Source organism: Burkholderia sp. MSMB1588 (assembly GCF_001546925.1).
GTDB classification, from domain to species: domain Bacteria; phylum Pseudomonadota; class Gammaproteobacteria; order Burkholderiales; family Burkholderiaceae; genus Burkholderia; species Burkholderia humptydooensis.
On record NZ_LNJS01000001.1, the window covers coordinates 2,962,539 to 2,981,571 of the forward strand.

14 protein-coding genes are annotated in these 19,033 nt (G+C 64.9%); 4 read left to right on the plus strand and 10 right to left on the minus strand.

Annotated features, from left to right (window positions below; translation table 11 throughout):
• Position 1: 1 nt before the first annotated feature.
• The 7 genes from WS92_RS25265 to WS92_RS25295 form a co-directional block, all read right to left on the minus strand.
• Positions 2 to 1,198, minus strand: a complete 1,197-nt coding sequence (locus WS92_RS25265) for a capsular polysaccharide export protein, LipB/KpsS family (protein WP_059930913.1) — start codon at positions 1,196 to 1,198, stop codon at positions 2 to 4.
• 32 nt (positions 1,199 to 1,230) lie between these two features.
• Positions 1,231 to 2,475, minus strand: coding sequence for a lipopolysaccharide biosynthesis protein (locus WS92_RS25270; protein ID WP_059930915.1), 1,245 nt, complete (start codon positions 2,473 to 2,475; stop codon positions 1,231 to 1,233).
• A gap of 90 nt (positions 2,476 to 2,565) precedes the next feature.
• On the minus strand, positions 2,566 to 4,806 hold the full coding sequence (locus WS92_RS25275; RefSeq protein ID WP_059930917.1) for a polysaccharide biosynthesis tyrosine autokinase: 2,241 nt from the start codon (positions 4,804 to 4,806) through the stop codon (positions 2,566 to 2,568).
• A gap of 42 nt (positions 4,807 to 4,848) precedes the next feature.
• Positions 4,849 to 5,283, minus strand: a complete 435-nt coding sequence (locus tag WS92_RS25280) for a low molecular weight protein-tyrosine-phosphatase (RefSeq protein ID WP_059930919.1) — start codon at positions 5,281 to 5,283, stop codon at positions 4,849 to 4,851.
• Entirely contained in the window at positions 5,280 to 6,482 is a 1,203-nt protein-coding gene (locus tag WS92_RS25285; RefSeq protein WP_009913450.1) for a polysaccharide biosynthesis/export family protein, read from the minus strand. Before WS92_RS25285 ends, WS92_RS25280 begins: the two co-directional genes overlap by 4 nt.
• A 63-nt stretch (positions 6,483 to 6,545) precedes the next feature.
• Entirely contained in the window at positions 6,546 to 7,613 is a 1,068-nt protein-coding gene (locus WS92_RS25290; protein WP_009913452.1) for a sugar transferase, read from the minus strand.
• Between the two features lie 234 nt (positions 7,614 to 7,847).
• On the minus strand, positions 7,848 to 8,780 hold the full coding sequence (locus WS92_RS25295) for a helix-turn-helix domain-containing protein (protein ID WP_059930921.1): 933 nt from the start codon (positions 8,778 to 8,780) through the stop codon (positions 7,848 to 7,850).
• 905 nt (positions 8,781 to 9,685) lie between these two features.
• Here WS92_RS25295 and WS92_RS25305 point away from each other — a divergent pair.
• The 3 genes from WS92_RS25305 (at position 9,686) to WS92_RS25315 (ending at position 12,875) form a co-directional block, all read left to right on the plus strand.
• A complete protein-coding gene (locus WS92_RS25305; protein WP_059930923.1) occupies positions 9,686 to 10,258 on the plus strand; it encodes a phosphatase PAP2 family protein in 573 nt (190 codons plus the stop codon).
• 178 nt (positions 10,259 to 10,436) lie between these two features.
• The gene (locus tag WS92_RS25310; RefSeq protein WP_059930925.1) at positions 10,437 to 11,648 is read left to right on the plus strand and encodes a hypothetical protein; all 1,212 of its coding nucleotides are present in this window, start codon (positions 10,437 to 10,439) and stop codon (positions 11,646 to 11,648) included.
• Positions 11,649 to 11,693: 45 nt separating this feature from the next.
• Positions 11,694 to 12,875, plus strand: coding sequence for a sialidase family protein (locus WS92_RS25315; RefSeq protein WP_043282309.1), 1,182 nt, complete (start codon positions 11,694 to 11,696; stop codon positions 12,873 to 12,875).
• Between the two features lie 15 nt (positions 12,876 to 12,890).
• Here the strand turns inward: WS92_RS25315 and WS92_RS25320 are convergent, their stop codons facing one another.
• Entirely contained in the window at positions 12,891 to 14,933 is a 2,043-nt protein-coding gene (locus tag WS92_RS25320; protein WP_059930927.1) for a hypothetical protein, read from the minus strand.
• A gap of 300 nt (positions 14,934 to 15,233) precedes the next feature.
• Here WS92_RS25320 and WS92_RS25325 point away from each other — a divergent pair, with 300 nt between their 5' ends.
• Positions 15,234 to 16,886 (plus strand): hypothetical protein, encoded by a 1,653-nt coding sequence (locus WS92_RS25325; protein WP_059931130.1) that lies wholly within the window; start codon positions 15,234 to 15,236, stop codon positions 16,884 to 16,886.
• Between the two features lie 54 nt (positions 16,887 to 16,940).
• Here WS92_RS25325 and WS92_RS25330 read toward each other — a convergent pair whose 3' ends face one another.
• Together WS92_RS25330 and WS92_RS25335 are read right to left on the minus strand one after the other, a co-directional pair.
• A complete protein-coding gene (locus WS92_RS25330; RefSeq protein ID WP_059930929.1) occupies positions 16,941 to 17,675 on the minus strand; it encodes a GNAT family N-acetyltransferase in 735 nt (244 codons plus the stop codon).
• Between the two features lie 8 nt (positions 17,676 to 17,683).
• Positions 17,684 to 19,006 carry an aminotransferase class I/II-fold pyridoxal phosphate-dependent enzyme gene (locus tag WS92_RS25335; protein ID WP_059930931.1) on the minus strand — a complete coding sequence of 441 codons (1,323 nt, stop codon included), beginning with the start codon at positions 19,004 to 19,006 and terminating at the stop codon, positions 17,684 to 17,686.
• Positions 19,007 to 19,033 lie beyond the last annotated feature (27 nt).

Below are 19,033 nucleotides of genomic sequence, written 5' to 3' on the forward strand. Positions count from 1 at the left end.
GTCAGTGCTTCATCGAAAATACGTTTCTCGCGGCGCGCGGCGCGATGTCCTCCTTGCCGAAGTAATCGATGCCGTCGATCAGAAACGCATGAATGTACTTGAGCAGCCTCGCGCGATCGAACTCCTTGTAGAAGCAGCGGCCGAGCGACATGACCGGCTTGCCGTACAGCAGCGCCTCCAGGCCGACCGTCGAATTGATCGTGACGACCGAATGCGCGTGCTTGATCAGATCGGTGGTCGGCGACGTGACGAGGTCGAAGTGATAGACCCGCTGCATCCGCACCACCTCGTCGATCACGGCCGTGTCGCACTCGGCCGGATGCAGCTTGACGATCAGGTCCGCGCTCTCGTTCGCCGCGTGCTCGAACGCGAGATGGATCGCCTTCAGGTTGTCGACGTCCGAATGCAGCTTGATCTGCGTATCGCCCGACACCTGCAGCGGCAGGAACACGTAGCGCAGCGCCGTCAGCTCCTTCACCGTCAGCGCTTTCGCCTGCGTCGGCGCACTCGCGCCATTCGTCGCGCGCACCGTGTTCAAACGTTTGCGCGCCACGCCCAGCGTAGCGAGCTTCAGCGCATAGTTGACGGCCGACACCGCCTTGCGCATCCACGACGTGCGCGACTGCGGCAGCGGCCTCGCCTTGTACTGCTCGTAGCGCGCGAGCCAGCGGCGATGCTCGTCCTCGGTCGGCATCGGCAAGCCGTCGATGACGGCCGGATTGCGGCTGATCGACGACAGCGCGTTGACGCCGAGCCGGTCGACGAACAGCTTGTCCGGCAGGTTCGAGATCTCGACGAATTTCGTCGGGACCCCGTGCGCCGCGCACGCGTGCGCGACCGCCCGGCAAACGAGCTGCTGGCCGTTCCACATCAGGCACTGCGAGACGAAATGACGGCGGAACACGCCGCACATCGCGGCGAAGATCGCGGCCGCATCGGCGCGTGCAAGCTCGCCTGTCATCTGCCCGTTCAGCACCTCGATCGACGCATCGGAGCGAATCGCATCCGCCGCATCATGCGCGGCGGATGCGCTCGCGCCGCGCCGCAGATAGACCGATCGAAAACCCGCGCTCAGCGCCATCAGGTGCGCGATCGGCTCGCTCGTCGCGAACAGAAAGTCGAACTCCTTCCTGACTGCCTTCACGAGCCGCGCGGCAAAGTAGTAACGCTCCATCGAATCGACGACGACGACAATCATGATCTGCGCTCAACGAAGAAATGGAAGAAACGTCATGCATCGGCGCGCCGACGCGACACGCTGCCGTTCATCACGCTGAATGTCAGCGCGATGCCGGCGATCATCAGCACGGCGCCCGAGAACGAAAACAGGCGCACGCTCGCGAGCACCGACAGCCCCGCGAGCTTCGCCGCGCACAGCGCGCCGGCGAGCACGGCGCCGGCGCCGAGCTGAAACAGGAAATCGATGCGCTGCGCGCGCGCCGCGAGAAAGATCTGCGACAGCGGCACATAAATCATCTGGAATGCGAAGAGCGGGATCATGCACTGGAAGAACGCGATCGCGCCGCTCCAGCGCGCGCCGAAGAAAAGCGAGACGAGCGGGCCGAACAGCAGCGCGCCGCCCGCCGCATAGCCCGCCGCGAGCAGCGCGAGCGAGCGCGCATACGTGCCGAACACCTTCGGCACCATCGCGTGCGCATCGTCTCTCGCCATCGCGGCCATCGCGTCGCGCCGGAATACGCCGCCCAGACTCTGTGCGATCAGCGACACGGGAAAGAAGCCGAGCCGATACGCGGCCGCGAAATAGCCGGCGCTCTGCGCATCGAACCAATGCGGAATCACGATCGCCAGCGCATAGGTCAGCACCGAGCCGCACAGCGTCGACGGCAGGATGTACTTCGCGAACCGGCTGTGCTCGACGAAGAACGCGCGCGTCACCGCGAACGAATAGCCGCGCCGCCCGCCGTGCAGCGCGACCGCGATCAGCATCAGCAGCGCGACCGACACCGTGACTGTCGTGTAGGCGTCGAACGTATCGACCGGTCCGAACTGCGCGCCGAACTTCGGCGCGAATGCCTCGGCGAGCAGGCAGACGAGAAACGATCCGTTGACGGCGATCCGGCTCGCGGCAATCCAGCCGTAGCGCCTCAGACTGTTCAGATAGCCGCCCGCCGCGAGCTGGACGAACACCGCGAACCCGTATGCGGCGACGACGTACAGGTCCGCGCGACCCGCGACGGAGATCGCCGCACAGCCCGCCGCGACCACGGCCGTGCCGAGCGCCGTCACATTGACGAACGCGTGGAACGAATCGGCCGGACTGTCGCTCACGCATGCCAGCTCGTAGCGGCACGCGAGCAGCGTGCCGGCGAACGTCGCCAACGCGAGCAGATAGTTGAAGTGGCCGAGCGCCTCCGGGCCCTGGAAGCGCCCGATCAGCGAAATGCAGCCGAAGAGCGCGATCTGCCCGGCGACGACGCCGCACAGCGACACGATCGAATCGCGGACGCGAATCATCGTCGCGCTCCCGCGTTCGCGCCCGCGCGCCGCTCGCCTGCCGGCGCAAGCGGGCGGCCGGCGCCGCGTCCGCCATCCCGCGTGTCCTCGTCATGCATCGCGCTTCGCTCCGTATTCGTATGCGACGTAGCGATAGCCACCGTACTTCGAGCCGTAACCGTACTGCCCGAGCCGCGGATTGATCCCGTTGAACACGACGCCGCTCAGACGCACGCCGTTCTGCGCGAGCCGCTTCGCGGATTCGGAAATCTCGCCGAGCTTCGTCGAGCCCGCGAGCGCGACGAGGAACGCGGTGCCCGCCGTCGCGGCGAGGATGCCCGTGTCGGCCACCGCGAGCACCGGCGGCGAATCGATCACGACGACGTCGTAGCGCTTCGAGAACGCGTCGATCAACTCCGGCACGCGCGCGTTGAGCAGCAGTTCCGCGGGGTTTTTCGGCATCGTGCCCGTCGAGATGAAATCGAGTCCGTCGATCACGTCGCGATGCAGCACGTCGTCCGGGTGCGCCGAGCCAGCGATCAGCTCGGAGAAGCCCTTGCCGCGCGCGAAGCCGAGATAGTCGTTCAGATGTCCTTTGCGAATGTCGCCGTCGATCAGCAGCACGCGCTTGCCCGCCATCGTCAGCACCGCGGCGAGATTCGCCGACACGAACGATTTGCCGACCCCCGGCGCGGGACCCGCGATCACGACGACGTTGTTCTTCGCGTCGAGCATCGCGAACTGCAGCGCGGTGCGCAGGCTGCGCAGGCTCTCGACGGCCGGTTCGTCCGGATGCGCGACGGACAGCAGCGACAGCGCGCGCTCCTTGCGCTTCGCGCGCTCGGTCAGCGCCCGCTGCTCGTCGCTGCGCGGCACGGTCGCATAGACGTTCAAGCCGAGACGCCGCTCGATCTCGTTCGGATCGGAGATGCCGTGGAACAGCATCGAGCGGCCGACCGCCGTGCCGCAGCCTGCAAGCACGCCGAGCAGCAGCGACGCGAGCGCGACGAGCGCCTTCTTCGGCCTGACGGGCACTTCCGGCACCGCCGCCGTATCGACGAGCCGCACGTTGCCGACTTTGCCCGCGCGCACGAGCTGCAGTTGCTGCGTGTTGTTCAGCAGCGCCGTGTAGAGATCGGTATTGACCTTCACGTCGAGCATCAGCCGCACGAGCTGCTGCTGCAGATCCGGCAGCCGCTTGATCTGCTGCTCGGCCGTGCCGCGATAGCCGTCGAGCGCGGCGATCTGCTGATCGATCGCGATCACGCCCGGATGCTTCGGCGTGAAGCGCGACATCAGCTCCTGCCGTTTTTGCTGCAGTTCGAGCAAGCGCGTCTTCGCATCGGCCGATTGCGCGAGCACGAGCTTCGCCTCTTCGGTCAGATCGACGGTGCCGTGCTCGTCGCGCACTTTCGTGAGTCTCGATTCGGAATCGGTCAACTGCTGCTTGAGCGCCGGCAACTGTCCATTCAGGAACTCGAGCGATTGCGCGGCTTCCGCCGATTTGCGCTGGATGTTCTGCGCGACGTATTGCCGCCCGATTTCATTGAGCGCGCTGCTGACGAGGTCGGGGTCGGTGTCGCGCAGGCTCGCGACGACGACGTCGGACTGCTTGACGCGCTCCTGCACGTCGAGGTTGTCCTGCAGATCCTCGATCGTTCGCAAACGGGAATTGCGCACGAGCACAAACGTCGCGCCAGGCCGCGCGGCGATCGCATCGACGCGCAACGCGATCGCCCCGCCCTTCGCCGGAATGCGTTCGAGCCTGCCGACGACGCCCTCCGCACTGCGATCGAGATCGCCGCCGTCGAGCCGGTAGCGACGCGCATCGAGCATCGTCAGCTCGAACGTGTCGCCTTCCATCGGGCGCGGCACGTCGAATGTCGCGACGTCGATGCGCTCCTGTCCCCACGCGTAGCCGCCGAAGCCCGCGAAGCCCGGATTCGAGAGCCCGTCGCTGCGGCGCGCGAGCCAATTGCCGATCACCGGGAAGCGCTTCGGCTTCGCGTCGATGAAGAGTTTCAGATTGTCGACGGCGCGCGACACGACGAGCCGCGACGCGAGAATCTGCGTTTCGGCGGCCGCGGACGATTTCACGTCGAAGAGCGATGACACGTCGCCGAGCAGGCTCTTCGCGGCGGACGTATCGGGGCTGTCCTCGACCTGGATCAGGATGTCGGCCTGATAGACGGGCTTGCTGAGCACCGCATACGCGACGCCGACGATGAAACAGCCGAGCGCGATCGAGGCGATCAGCCAGCGGCCTTCGATCAGGATGTCGAGAACGGCGATGAAATCGGTGTCGCCTTCGCTGTCGGCAGGCGTCGACGCGCCGGTTGGATTGGGATTCATGGTTGGGGGTCTTGGAGATTCGGTTCTACGTGTCGCGCGCGCTCACACGAGCCGCAGCCGCGACAGCCAGCCGTTCACGCCGAGCTCGAGGAGCCGCGCGGACCGCTCGAATACGAAGCGCGGTTGGCGATAGGGATCGTGGACGTCGAAATTCTCGTGCTCGCCGATGCGGAACACCTTGCCGCGCGCGAGCGGATACCGTTCCTCGACGAGCCGCCGCTGAGCGCGGTCCATCACGAGAATCAGGCCCGCCGACGCGCACTGCGCGCGCCCGAGCTGCTGCGCGCGATGCGCGGACAGATCGATGCCGCGCTCGCGCATCACGTCCTGCGCGAACGGCGCGGCCGGCAGCCCGACGAGCGCGTTGAAGCCCGCCGACGCCACCGCGCGTCCCGGCAGCGCCGCCTCGAAAAGCGCGGCCGCCATCGGGCTGCGGCAGAGATTGCCCTCGCAGACGACGAGAATCGAGTCGATCATTTGGTCACGACCGCCGCGGTCAGGCCGGCATTGACGGCCGGCAGCAACAGGCTGAGCACGCGGCTGAACCGCACGAGCCCGTTGCCGTCGACATAGACGATGTCCTTCGGCTCCAGCTCGAACTGGTTCGCGAGCACCATCGCGACGGGCGAGCTCGCGTCGAGCCGATAGACGTGCGGCTTCGCGTCGAGCGAGCCGCGGATCACGTACAGTTGCGCGGCGTCGGCCGTCGCCGCGTTCAGGCTGCCCGCCTGCGACAGCGCATCGCTCAGCGTCAGGCGGCCGTTGCGCATCGGCAGCGCGGTGACGGGCTTGTTGACCTCGCCCATCACGAACACGCCGCTTTCGTCGCGCGGCGGGATGCGCAGCAGGTCGCCGTCCTTGAGCACGATCCGCGACGGACTGATCCCTTGTGCCGCGCCCGACAGATCGATCCGCTGCTCGGCGCCGTCGCGCACGAGCGTCACGCGGCTCTGGTCCGCGCTCGCCGAGAAGCCGCCCGCGCGACTCACCGCGTCGTACAGCGTCATCGGAATGTCGTTGAGCGCCTGCGAGCCGGGCGTATGCACTTCGCCCTCGATATAGACCTGCTTCGCGCGGAACGACGCGATGCGCACCGTCACCTGCGGATCGCGGAACGTCTCCGCGAGCTTGCGCGCGAGCCGCGCCTGAACCTGCTCGGGCTTCAGGCCCGCGACCGCGATGCGCCCGACATACGGATACTGGAGCGTGCCGTCCTGATCGACGACGAAGCCCGCCGGCGCATCGGCCGCGCGCGCCGCCGTCTGCTGCTGCGTGCCGAGCGCCGCCGCGAGTTCGGGATGATCCCAGACCGTGATCTGCAGCACGTCGCCGCGCCCGACCGTATAGGCAGACGCCGGCAATCCGGAATCGGACGCACGGCGCGGCATCCGCTGCGCGTCGCGCTGCGTCCGGATCAGATTCAGGTCGATGTCCGTGATCGGAACCGGCAACTGCTCGCCGCGCGACTCGCGGCCGGCTTCGGCCGCCGCGCCCGCTACCGCGCTCGACACCGGCACGTTCGCCGGCTGCTTCATCCGCATGCCGGGCGCGACGCCGCACGCGCTCAATGTCGCGAATGCCGCGCACATCGGCACCCACATCGTCAACCAACGCACGCGCGCGCCGCACGTGCGTTTCGGCGGCACGACGCCGCCTGCTTCCCCCAGACTACCCATCTACACCTCTATCCATTTTCTAATTCTGGCCTGTTCCGGCCGCCGACCGACGTGCGGGGGCGCTCAATACGCGCCCGATCCGCGCAGGACGACGTTGACCGTCTTCAACAGGATGGTCAGATCGCGACGAAGCGACCAATCCTTCACGTACGACACGTCGAGCGAAACCCGTGTCGCGTAACTGGTGTCGTTGCGGCCGCTCACTTGCCACAGGCCGGTCATGCCGGGCTTCGCGGCGAGGTAGTAGCGAACGTCGTCGCCGTAGCGCGCGAGTTCCGCCTCGACGATCGGCCGCGGCCCGACGAGGCTCATCTCGCCCCTCACGACGTTCATCAACTGCGGCAGCTCGTCGAGACTGCTTCGACGCAGGAAGCGGCCGATCGGCGTGATCCGCACGTCGTTCTTCAACTTGAATTCGCGCTCCCATTCCGCGCGCGCCTGCGGATCGCGCTCGAGCAGCGCCTTCAGCACGGCATCGGCGTTCATCACCATCGAGCGGAACTTCAGGCATTTGAACGGGCGGCCGTCGCGGCCGATGCGCACGTGTCCGAACACGGCCGGCCCGCCGTCGCGCCTCACGAGGAACGCGATGACGGCGAGCGCGGGCGACAGCACGGCGATCAGGCACGACGCGGCGGCAACGTCGAACGCGCGCTTGACGATCCGCTTCGCGATGCCCGACGTGCGCATGCGTTGCGCGACATGGCCCACCTGATCGAGCGTCGCGGCCTTCACTTGCCGGCTCGCGCGCTCGACGAGGCCGAAGATCGCGAGCGTGACAGCACGGAAGATCAAGAGCCCGATGCCGGTCGTCACGGTCCAGTAGACGAACCACGCGCTCGACAGGATCTGCGCGCGATGCAGCACGTACAGCAGCACGACGGTGCCGCCCTGCACGACGAGCCACGCAAGCGCGGTGCGGCTGATCAGGTGCACGGGCGAGCGCCGCCTGGACGTCTCGTAGATTCCGCACGCGGGGAAGACCGACAACGACAGCGCGGCGGCGAACGCCACCAGCGTGCCGTCGAAGATCTCGGCATGCGGGCCGCCCGATGCCTCGATCAGAATCGGAAGGAACGCGCCGAACACGATCACCGCAATGTCGACGACTCTGGGAAATATCGCTGGCATAAGTGAACCTCGATTGCGATTCGTCAATAATTTGCTTCGCACTTCTACATTCATGCCGGACACACTTCACGCGTTCGGCTTCTTCTCTCTCCACCTCATCTATGCATCGGAGTCCGAATCGGCTGATGTTCGACCGTCGTCGCTCAACGACGATCGAACGGCGCCCACGGCTTCGCACGCGGGCGTGGCTAAACGGCAGTTAAGGGTGAAACGACGGACGCGGCGCGCCGCTTGTCATGAAATCGATCCGCTCAGCCGCGAAACGAAGCCGCCGCACGCGAGATCCGCGTCCGAGCCTCGGCTGCGCTCGACCGCGCGGTACTCGGTCGGCGACATCGACAGATGCTGGCGAAACAGCTTCGCGAGGCGGTCACCGCTGCCGAGACCTGTGCGCCGCGCAATCTTGTCGACCGGCAGATCGGTATGCACGAGCATGTGGCACGCATGCTCGAGCCGGACTTTCTGTACGAATTCGGACGGCGTCACGCCGATTTCCTGCTTGAAGCGGCGCAGGAAATTGCGCTCGCTCATCGCCGCCGCATGCGCGGTATCGGCGATCGAAATCCGGTTGGCGCTGTTCTCGCGCAGTTGCTGGACCGAAGCGCGAATCAGCTTGCTCGCCCGCGCCTCGCGCGCGGCGAATGTCGATTCGGCGGGCAGTGCGCTCAGCGCCGGGCACAAACGTTCGGCAACCTCGTGTGCGGCGCTGTCACCGCAATCGTGCCGGATGATCGCCAGCGCGGCCGAGAACGCCGCACGCTCCGCCGCCGTCGGGCGAACCTTCTCGGCGGATGCGGCGCCCGAGAGCATCGCGTCGATCGACAGGTCGTCCGCCGCCGCATCGCCGCCGTCGAGCGCCGCGAGCCCCATCAGGCGCCTCGTGCCGCCCGAGGCGCGAACATGGGCGCGTGCGCAGCGCAACCATTCGGACACCTTCTCGTCGTCACGATCGGACGCGCCCAGCTCGCCTATCGCAAAGATCGCATGCACGCTCTCCACCACGCGCTCGTGCAGCGGCTGGGTCCAGACGGGAATGCCGGACGACGAATACACCGCGCCGCCCTTCGCCGACAACAGGAGCATCTCGTAGCCGCCGCCGGAATCCTCGCCCGCGTGCCGGAAGCGATTGGCAAGATTGAAGATCTCCGCCATGCGTCCGGCCTGCATCAACGAAAAGCCTTCAAACAAGACGACAGCGATCCCTTTTCGGTAGCACACGCCTCCGAAAGCTGCACCACGACTCACGTGTGCTCCCATCCGACCAATGTTGAACGCGCATTCCATGCCGCCGGCCCTTTCACTCATTCAGCAATGTCTATTCTGCGGCGCATCATATTCCTTCAAATCGCTGCAACAATCTTTCTGTCCGATTACGACGCCATGTTGTCGGATTGAAGCAGGACATCGATTCCATCATTTATCCGACGCACCAATTCGAATTGGTGCACGCGTTGCACCCAAAAGCACGCATGGGCTTGTCGAATTCGGACGACCTTTCGGCTACCGAATCACCGCTGGCGGGTGGCGCGTCCGATAAGGACGGCGGATAAGGACAGATGCGTCGGTTGCCCCATTGCACCTGCCCGCGAGCGCATTCGGCATGCGAATCGGAATGGCGGAATCCGCCGCATCGGCATCGCGCGACCTTGCGCCGGCGCGCTGCGCAGCCGTGTCTCTTCAGAGGAATAGGAAGGCGTCGCGCGCCGGGACCGTCGAAGCGCGCGTCGCTGCCGCGACGACTTTATCGAATTCGCCGCCGACCCGCATGTCTTTTTACATTTGGAATTGAACTTATATTACCGAAGCGCGATTCGGATATTGCATATTTTTCCGATATCGATCTAACGTCTTTCGATAATGGTTGACCGACGTCTATATCGCACCATGCACAATGCGCGATCGCCGCGCTTCGGAAATTTCCCATTTTCACGTGGCGATACGGGATATGCGCGAATTAGCGCGATTCGCCCCGATCGGACAAATGACGCAATGGCGCACTCGCGCGCCGCGAAACTGCGATCATTCGCACTGCCGCCTTACAATACGGCGTTTTTCTCAGGTGAATACAAGCGATGTGGCCTGCCATCAGCGATCTCGGCGATGCCGCCTTGACCCTTCCTCTTTGCGCCGCCTGCTGCGCATGGCTCGTCCACTCGTCGCCCGAGCGGCGCTATGCGGTGGCGTGGCTCGCGCTGCTCGCGGCCGGCATGCTCGTCGTCGGGTTGACGAAGATTCTCTACGCGGGTTGCGGCGTGCAGATTCGCGCGATCGACTTTCGCGTCGTCAGCGGGCACACGATGCTCGCATCGGCGGTGTGGCCGATGGCGCTGCTGCTCGGCCTGCCATGGCTGCGCTCGAACGCGGCGTTGGCGGCGGGCCTCGCGCTCGCCGCGCTGATCGGCACCGCGCGCGTGTTCGATGAAGCGCATACGGTGTCCGAGGTCATCGCCGGCTGGGCGCTCGGCACACTCGTCACGCTGTCGTTCGTGCGCTGGAAAGCCGCGCCCGTGATGTCGCGACGCCTGTGGCCTTACGCTTGCGCGTCGCTGCTCGCGGTGCTGGCGATCGCCTATGGCCGGCACGCGCCGATTCAGGCTGCAATCGAACTGTATTCGCCGTTCCTGTGCCGCTCATTCCCGTGGTGAGCGTCGGTTGCCGCCACAGCAAGTCGCCAACCGCCAAAATCCCGCCCGAATCGGACACGCCCCCATGCGACGACACACGCGTCGCTATACTTCCAGGCACCACGCCGGGCGGATAGGCACATGCGGCGGCGTCGCGTTGAAACGCCACCGCGCACGACCGACGAACCACGGAGTCTTCATGCGACGCGCGAGCGTTCCCACCCTGCTCTTCGCCGCCAGCGCCTGCTTCTTCTCGCTGAACGCGTTCAGCGTGCGCGCGACCTTCGCGGCCTACGCGCTGCTCGCCCTCCTCGCGCTGTTGCGCGCGCCGACGCTGTTCGCGCGCCAGCAACGTCTGCCCGCGATCGCCGCATACTGGACGCTTTGCGTGAGCATCGCATTCATCGTGTCGGCGTTCGGCGATTTCTACGCGAACTTCTTCGTCAAGTTCGTGCTGATCGAAACCTACGTCGCGCTCGCATTCTGGATGTTCGCAAGCGGCGTGCTGTCGATGCGCTCGCTCGAGCGGACGTGCGAAACGCTGATCTACATGCACGCGGCGTTCTTCGTCGTGCAGCTCGGCTTCTACCTCGCCTTCGGCCATTTCATCGATTTCGACAGCTACATCCGCGAGAGCGATTCGGAAGCGCTCTATGCGACGAAGGCGCTGAGCGACAGTCTCATCTCGATCCGTGCGCTCGGCCTGTATTCGGAACCGTCGTTCTACGCAATGACAGTCGTGCCCGCGGGCGCCGTCCTGCTGCTCGCGAAGCGGCGCGCGACGGCGGCTGCGATCGTCGCGTTCGCAACCGCGCTGCTGTCGTTCTCGATCGCGGCGATCGTCATCTGCGCGCTGCTCGGCGGCGTGCACTTCCTCGCGGGACGCACGTCGATCCGGATCAAGCTCGTGATCGCCGCGGTCGCGCTCGCGATCGCGCCGGCGATGTACGGCGTGTACGACAAGCGCGTGAATCAATCCGCCGACTACGACGCAGTGGGCAGCCGCACGCTCGTGCTGCGCGAGCTGCGCGAGCGGGACGCGCTCACAGGCGTGTTCGGCAGCGGCCTCTTCTGGGACGAACGGAACAACGTCGGCAAGACGCACTTGCGCGGCTACCAGGTGCGCGACAGTTCGTTCTACGTGTATCTGCTGTTCGCGACCGGCATCGCCGGCGTTGCCGCGTTCTTCGGCACGTTGTTCATGCTGTTCCGGCGGCGCGGCCGCCGGCGCCTGCTGCTGTATCTGCTGCCGCTCCTCCTCTTCAAGTTTCACGCGCTATACGGCATGCTATGGCTCACGCTGCTGATGTTCGTCGTCGTCGCCGGGCACGCCGAGCGCTTGCCCGAGCGCCGTGAACGGCCTGGTACCGGTACCGGCTGGCTGAGCGCGGCCGGCGCATCGGGACCTTAGCCTTTGCCGCGCACACGCGCCGCTACGCAAAGGAGAATATCGATGATGACAACCCGCTGGAGGCTGGCCTGCCTGTTCTGCGCGTGTGTCGTTGCATCGTCGGCCGCGCAAGTGCCGCCCGCCGCGCCGCCCGGCAATATCGTCGCGCACAGCGCGGCGGCGACGCGCGTGTTCCTCGGCTCGCCGTCGCTCGCGATCCTGCCTGACGGCACCTACGTCGCGTCGCACGACATGTTCGGCCCGGCCGCGCTGCCCGACGAAGTGCGCGTGTTCGCGTCGCACGACAAGGGGCAGACCTGGGAAAAGCTGAGCGTCGTGACCGGCCAATACTGGTCGTCGCTCTTCGTCGTCGACGGCGCGCTCTACCTGATGGGCACCGATCGCTCGATGGGCACGCCGGTGATCCGCCGCTCGACCGACGGCGGCGCGACGTGGACGACGCCCAACGACGCGCTGACCGGCCGCTTCGACGTGAGCGGCCGCTACATCACGGCGCCCGTGCCGGTGCTCGTCGAGCGCGGCCGCGTGTGGCGCGCGTTCGAAGTGATCGAAGGCGGCGACCTGCGCTCGCTCGTGATGTCCGCGCCCGTCGACGGCGATCTGCTCGACACGCGCAACTGGCGCGCGACGAAGCCGCTGCCGTCCGACCATGCGTGGCTCGACAACAATTTCCTGACGTGGGAAGAAGGCAGCGTCGTGGCGACGGACGCTCGCGAGCCGGCCGTCGTGCTGCGCGTGAACACGAAGCACGGGCCGGAAAAGGTCGCGCTCGTTCACATGCTGGCGGACGGCCGGTCGCTGTCGTTCGATCCGGCACACGATTTCATCGACTTTCCCGGCGGCGGCAAGAAGTTCACGATCCGCTTCGACGCCCGCTCGGGCCGCTACTGGTCGCTCGCGAACGCAGTGCCGAACGCCGACGGCAGCGCGAATCTGGAGCGCGTGAGAAACACGCTCGCGCTGACGTCGTCGCCCGACCTGCGCCACTGGAGCGTCGAACGCACGCTGCTGCAAAGCGCGGATTCGCAACGGCACGGCTTCCAGTACGCGGATTGGCAATTCGACGGCGACGACATCATCGCGGTCGTGCGCATGGCGTTCGACGACGGCGAAGGCGGCGCGCACAGCCAGCACGATTCGAACTACGTGACGTTCGTGCGGGTGCGCGATTTCAGGCACGCGCGTCAAAGCGCGAGGAACTCGGCTCGCTCGCAGCACGAGCACTAGCGGATTGGGGAAATGTCAACCGACTGCTGTCATGAGATCCGCCTCATGCTGCCCCATAAGTCGCTCGATCCTTAGCATATCGATGCGCACTTTCGCGCTTGCGGATACCCAAACGCGAATTTCCAAGTCATTCGCCGAGGACGCAAGCTCGAAGTCAAAGTGAGCAATTGAACCGCCCTTCTCGCCAGGCATCACGTCATGGCGCATCAGCACGTGCGTACCACGATCACACACGATATCCATCCAACTGCCGGCCGGGAATTCGCAGCAACCCTCGATACTCACGACGTAATAGCCCGCCGGGAGCGACACGTAAGGGCCAAACAGAAGAAACCCCTCCTGTCCGCTGCTCGTCATTGCACCCATTTGACGATGACCGACCTGTGTGTGCAAACGAACATCCGCGCCTCGATAAATCCTTGGGGCATTTGCGTCCGTCACTGTGAGTTCGAGGGACAGTGGAGTAAATCCATATTCGTCGAACCAGCCTTTATCATCGAACATCAGTGTCGCGACGAGCCGATAGCGGCCCCGAACGTCCGGTACGGCAACACTCATCGGCAGGGTCAATGTCTCGCCCGGCGCGACAAAACTCACGGGCAGCGGCATCCGCTTTGGATCGGACGCAACAACGCAACCGGCATAGTCGAACCAGCGATACGAAAGATAAATCGGATTGAGCATCGAGCTGACCCAGGTTTGCGTCGACGCGTTCGTCAACTGCACGGGCAGTTCAAATGTTTCGCCGGCTGCCAACTGATCTGCCACTGCATCAGAATATAAGCAGCCCGCGGCATCGTGGATCTCTGCCGACACCGCGTCACCTGTCCGATGACAATCGAAATCCGCCGGCAAGCTCATATAACCGACACTCGGCATCACGCGCGGCATCACGACATTGAATGAAATGAGCTTCTTATGATATGCCAGTTCATTGTTACGCCTATCGCGATTGTCGCAGAATGCGAAGCCGGCTACGTACTGTCCTTCTGGAAGATCTGCACCGAGGTAATAACGCGCACAGTATGTTCCGCGTTTCAAATCCACAAGTGGCCGTTTCAAAAATGAATTGCTGCAACCGAAAGCGATTCGCCCGTCTCCGTCCGTGATCTCAATTCCGACTCCCAGTTCGGCGACATCGATGTTGATTGAGAACACGACATTAAAACGCATGATCTGTCCATGCAAGTATGTATCGCCGCCTTCGAGCGTCGCCGACACCAGCGAGAATTCAGGTGTCGAAAACGCGCGGTTCGTCGCAGGCTCATATGGCAGCCAACGTGCGACGTCGGGGGCGGCAACAACGGTACGGTTCGCGCGCTCCCGCTGCCAACGTGAGCGCAACAGGCTGTAGAACTCGATATCGAGTGCATTCAACATTTCGAGTTGCTTGCGCTGCATCGGCGTGATTTGCCCGATTCCCGGCCGCGCGCGTGTCGCGTTGACTTTTTCGATATGACGTGGTGCGGGCAAACCGATCAATGTGGAAACATCCGACAAAAAAGCTGGCAAGTCCTCATAAAACCCATACACGTCATATTGCTCGACGCTCGAAAGCGCCGCAGCAATTTTCTCATCGTCGGTACGCGACATCGTGCCGGTTATGGCAGAGAAGTGTTCGACGTACGGATTCCTGATATCTTTGATGAAGCTTGGATCAAACGAGCGCTCGATCTCGGCGCAGAAATCGTCGCACGGCTCACCCAGCCCCGCGACGAAACGCTCCGCCTGCTCCCAAAGGCCCGGTAGCATGTTTGCATCGTGGTTGTTCAGCAAAAAGAAGAGCCAGGAAATCGCACGATCGATTGGCTCCCGCAAGCATGTCAAATATTGATACCGCGGGTCGAGCCCTGTTCCCTGGAAATCGATATGCGCCGAAATGACGGAGTACTCGCCACCGTAGCGCCGAATCAAGTCCCGATGGCTTCCGATCAGGTTCGGCGTCACACATCCCGGTCCAAGCATCTTGCTCAACCATGCGTTGACTGCTTGCCCAGCCGTCTTCTGCACATGATCGAAAATGACACGGCCGGCAAATACCTTACTCTTCCCCTTCATCGCAGGAAATCCTCATAATTATTGCCGCGCGTGCTTGACTGAATAGAGCGGGATTCTGACACAAAAGAAAAGCGCGTCATTTGTCCAATGCGCTCCGTCCTTCGAGCGCATTGCGTCCACTTAGCGATGGACCGTATGTTGTACTGCTCATGCGAAAGCGACTGTCATGTGTCCAGGTTCCGATCCGGAGCACGCACGGACAACCTGACGAAATATAGCCGCCATATCATCATAAAATGCCGCTATCGGCCGCAATCTCTCGGCACCGCGATTGTATCCATGTCTCAGGAGCAGATGGTGATGAAAATTATTCTCATCATTCTGATGTCGATCAGCATGTCTCCCACGTTCGCGGAAGCACAGTCCGCCCCCTTGGCTCCGGTGCTCCCGAACAATCCGGCATCCTACGGAGCGCACGCCGTGGTCGACCAGCCGTCGCCCCACGCGGCGGGCGAGATGTACTTTCAGCAGAAAGGCACGGGCAGCATACCCCGGGCATTTTCGGCAAAACTGGCGGATATCGTAAACGGCGCCGACTTTGGCATGTTGTGCAACGGATCGAACGATGACACAGCAGCGCTCAACCATGCGCTCGCATATGCAGCGAGCGTCGCCCCTGCCGTCGTGAATCTGCCGTTGTCGAACACACATTGCGTAATTACAGGTACTGTCAGCGTGCTGGATAACGTTACGCTCGCCGGCACGCATGGGCAAACCGCGAACTTGTCGGCGGGCGTCGTGAACCTGGACCCGATGATCTTGCTTGCCGGCAATGGCGCAGCGATCCGTGATCTCTATATCAACGCATCTGCATCAGGTCAAAATACGCGAGGTGCGACGATCGCGGTTAGAAACGTGAACGCCCCCGTGATCGCAGATGTCAATATCCAGGGACCATTCATCGGCATCGACCTGAACGGCAATCAAGCCCTCGTCGATCAGGCAATCATCAGCAGCATCCATAGTGCGGGAAGCATAGGAATTCGGATCGGTGCACTCACGACGTACGGCGGAACAGTCGACGCGCGCATCTCGAATACGACCGTCATCGGCGACCCTTCACATCCCGGCGACGCCGCGATGCAGGTGCTCGATGCGGGCGGCCTACTCGTCACCGAATCCGACATGCAAATGACGAAGATCGGCACGCAGATCGCCCCCGGCGCGAATCAGTGGGTCGCATGGGCGAGCCTGAACAACACGTACGTCGGCGACACGAACGCGGTCAACGCGCTGGAGATCGATACGCGCGCGCCGAGCGCGCGCGTCGAAGGGCTCGAATGCAGCGCGTGCTGGACCGCATCCGCGCAGTCGGACAACATCCTGATCAGGAACACGGGCGGCGGGCTCGTGTCGGAGATCCATTTCAACGGGCTGCGCAACTACAACGGCGCGTCGAACGGCGCGAACGTCAAGGCGGGCACGTTCGTCACGTTCGACGCGAGCCGCTTCTGCGGCAACGGCCGCGGCGGCGGCGCGGCGGCGAACATCGTCTACGGCCCGAACGTGAGCGCGTACGCGGTGCGCAATTCCGAACTCGGCGGCAGTTGCGGCGGGCTCTTCAAGGCGGCGCCGCAGCACGGCATCGTGCTTGCCGGCAACAACGCGGGCGGGCTCGTCAGCGGCAACGACTTCAGCGGCTCGGGAACGCCGATCTCCGGCGCGCCGACGGGCGACAGCGTCGTGTCGTCGAACCTCGGCATCGATACCGCGCCCGCGACGGTCGCGAGCGCCGCGACGATCGACGTGCACACGGCGCCCGTCGTGATGCTGACCGGCAACGTGAAGATCAGCGCGATCAGGCCGACATGGAACGGCCGCACGCTGAAGCTGATTCCGACGAAGGGCACGGCGAGCTTCACGACGGGCGGCAATCTCTGCAACGCGGCGACGGCCGCGCAGAACGTGCCTGTCGATGCGTATTTCAACGGGAGCTGCTGGAATCTGAAGTGATCGGCGAAGTCCGCGCGCCGCATACCCGCCGCTTGCCGCCGGTTACTGGCTTCTTCATTCAGGCTTCAGCGCATGCCACGCGCCTGAGGCGACGCTTCGCCGCGCCGCACCGCCGAAGCGCATCCGCACCGACGCGAGCTCGCCCGGCAGGCGCGCGGACCTCGGCCGCGAGCGCGGCATCTCGACGAAGCCGAGACGCTCGTAGAGCGTGCGGGCGCGCACGTTGCTCGTCAGCACGTCGAGCACGACTTCCCTGCCCGGTTCCGCGCGAAAGAGACCGCCGCGCACCGCATCTTCAAACAGCGCGCTGAACGCGCCGCAGCCGCGCACGCGCGCATCGGTCGCGCAATGCGCGATCAGCGTTTGCGAGCGCTTCGGCGCGGGCAGCTCGCTTTCGAGCACGAGCCCGCGCAAGAGCATCCGGATCGTGCGCGCCGGGCCGAAGAATCGCAGCAGCATCCATGCGACGTGCAGATCGTCGAACGCGCTCGCGCGCCCGTCGTGCGCGGCGAGCACCGCGCTCACCGCACCGCCGTCGCCGACCGCGACACGATGGCGCCGCCACGAAAAGCGCCCGTGCTTGGACGCGAACGCGAATGCGAGAAACGCGATGCATCGCGCGGGCGGCTCGCCGAGGAAGTAGCCGAATTCGCGCACGCCCGATTCGAACACGAGCGGCGCGCACGCATGCGCGTCGCTCGCCGCGGCCGCACGGAAACGCCACGGCGACGAGCGCGGCGCGGCTTCGCTCGAAGCGCGGCGCTCGCCGTCGGCAGGCGGAATCTCCATCGCCGCGCTCAGCGCGCGAGCCGCACGAGCGCCGCGATCGTGCGCTCGATCTGCTCGGGCTCGTGCGTCGAGCAGATGAAAAAGCGCAGTCGCGCGGCTTTCTCTTCGACGGCCGGATAGAAGATCGGCTGCACGTTGATGCCTTCGTCGAAGAGCGCATTCGCCCATTGCGCGGCCTTCAGCGAGCTGCCGGTGATGACGGGCACGACCGCGTAGCCTTCGCTCGTGCCCGTGTTGAGGCCGGCTTCGCGCGCCTGCGTGAGGAACTGCAGCCCGCGCTCGCGCAACGTCGCGATCCGCTGCGGCTCGGCCTGCAGGCGCTCGAGCGCGGCGAGCGACGCGGCCGCGAGCACGGGCGACAGCCCGACGCTGTACAGGAAGCCCGGCGCGAGATGGCGCAGGATGTCGATGAGCGGCTGGCAGCCGGCGATGAAGCCGCCGCACCCGGCGAGCACCTTGCTCAGCGTGCCCATCCACAGATCGACGTCGGCCGACGGCACGCCGCAGTGCTCGCGGATGCCCTTGCCGTGCGCGCCGAGCACGCCGAGCGAATGCGCCTCGTCGACCATCAGGAACGCGCCATAGCGCCGCTTGATCTCGACGAAGCGCGCGAGGTCCGGCAAATCGCCGTCCATGCTGTAGAGCCCCTCGATCGCGACGAGCACGTGCCGGTATTCGCGCCGCACGCGCGCGAGCAGCGCGTCGAGCGCGCGCCAGTCGTTGTGCGCGAAGCTCAGCCGCTTCGCGCCGCTCAACTGCGCGCCCTGCACGATGCTGTTGTGCGCGAGCGCGTCGTGCACGACGAGGTCGCCCGGGCCGAACAGCGAGCCGATCACGGTCACGTTCGTCGCATGGCCGCTCACGAACACGACGCAGTCGTCGGTCTCGTAGAACGACGCGAGGCCGCGTTCGAGCTCGCGCTGCACGGGCCGCTCGCCCGCGACCATCCGGCTCGCCGACGCGGACGTGCCGTAGCGGTCGATCGCGTCCTTCGCGCGCGCCGACACGACGGGGTCGCCCGCGAGTCCCAGGTAGTTGTAGTTCGCGTAGTTCAGGTATTCGCGGCCGCCGATGTGCGTCGTCGCGCCGGCGACGCCCTCGTGCACGCGGAAGAACGGCGATTCGACGCGCAGCTTCTCGCCCATCTCGCGGATGATCTTGACCTGCTGGTATTGCGGCATCGCCTCGAACCAACTGCGCGGATCGCCCGTCGCGTGGAGGGAGGCGGAAGGCGGCGCGCGGCGCGCGGCGCCGTCGTCGGACACGCGGTCCAGTTGCCGTTTCAGTGCTTTCGCCGCGAGTTGCTGGCGCAGGTGATCACCCAATCCCATCTGAACAATTCGCCCGTTTTCGTCAAT

Excerpts from the sequence above, each read along its gene's own strand:
- WS92_RS25295 (WP_059930921.1), bottom strand. The coding sequence starts at position 8,780 with ATGCAGGCCGGACGCATGGCGGAGATCTTCAATCTTGCCAATCGCTTC.
- WS92_RS25270 (WP_059930915.1), bottom strand. The coding sequence starts at position 2,475 with ATGATTCGCGTCCGCGATTCGATCGTGTCGCTGTGCGGCGTCGTCGCC.
- WS92_RS25265 (WP_059930913.1), bottom strand. The coding sequence starts at position 1,198 with ATGATTGTCGTCGTCGTCGATTCGATGGAGCGTTACTACTTTGCCGCG.
- WS92_RS25285 (WP_009913450.1), bottom strand. The coding sequence starts at position 6,482 with ATGGGTAGTCTGGGGGAAGCAGGCGGCGTCGTGCCGCCGAAACGCACG.
- WS92_RS25290 (WP_009913452.1), bottom strand. The coding sequence starts at position 7,613 with ATGCCAGCGATATTTCCCAGAGTCGTCGACATTGCGGTGATCGTGTTC.
- WS92_RS25335 (WP_059930931.1), bottom strand. The coding sequence starts at position 19,006 with ATGGGATTGGGTGATCACCTGCGCCAGCAACTCGCGGCGAAAGCACTG.
- WS92_RS25275 (WP_059930917.1), bottom strand. The coding sequence starts at position 4,806 with ATGAATCCCAATCCAACCGGCGCGTCGACGCCTGCCGACAGCGAAGGC.
- WS92_RS25310 (WP_059930925.1), top strand. The coding sequence starts at position 10,437 with ATGCGACGCGCGAGCGTTCCCACCCTGCTCTTCGCCGCCAGCGCCTGC.
- WS92_RS25325 (WP_059931130.1), top strand. The coding sequence starts at position 15,234 with ATGAAAATTATTCTCATCATTCTGATGTCGATCAGCATGTCTCCCACG.
- WS92_RS25330 (WP_059930929.1), bottom strand. The coding sequence starts at position 17,675 with ATGGAGATTCCGCCTGCCGACGGCGAGCGCCGCGCTTCGAGCGAAGCC.
- WS92_RS25320 (WP_059930927.1), bottom strand. The coding sequence starts at position 14,933 with ATGAAGGGGAAGAGTAAGGTATTTGCCGGCCGTGTCATTTTCGATCAT.
- WS92_RS25305 (WP_059930923.1), top strand. The coding sequence starts at position 9,686 with ATGTGGCCTGCCATCAGCGATCTCGGCGATGCCGCCTTGACCCTTCCT.
- WS92_RS25315 (WP_043282309.1), top strand. The coding sequence starts at position 11,694 with ATGACAACCCGCTGGAGGCTGGCCTGCCTGTTCTGCGCGTGTGTCGTT.
- WS92_RS25280 (WP_059930919.1), bottom strand. The coding sequence starts at position 5,283 with ATGATCGACTCGATTCTCGTCGTCTGCGAGGGCAATCTCTGCCGCAGC.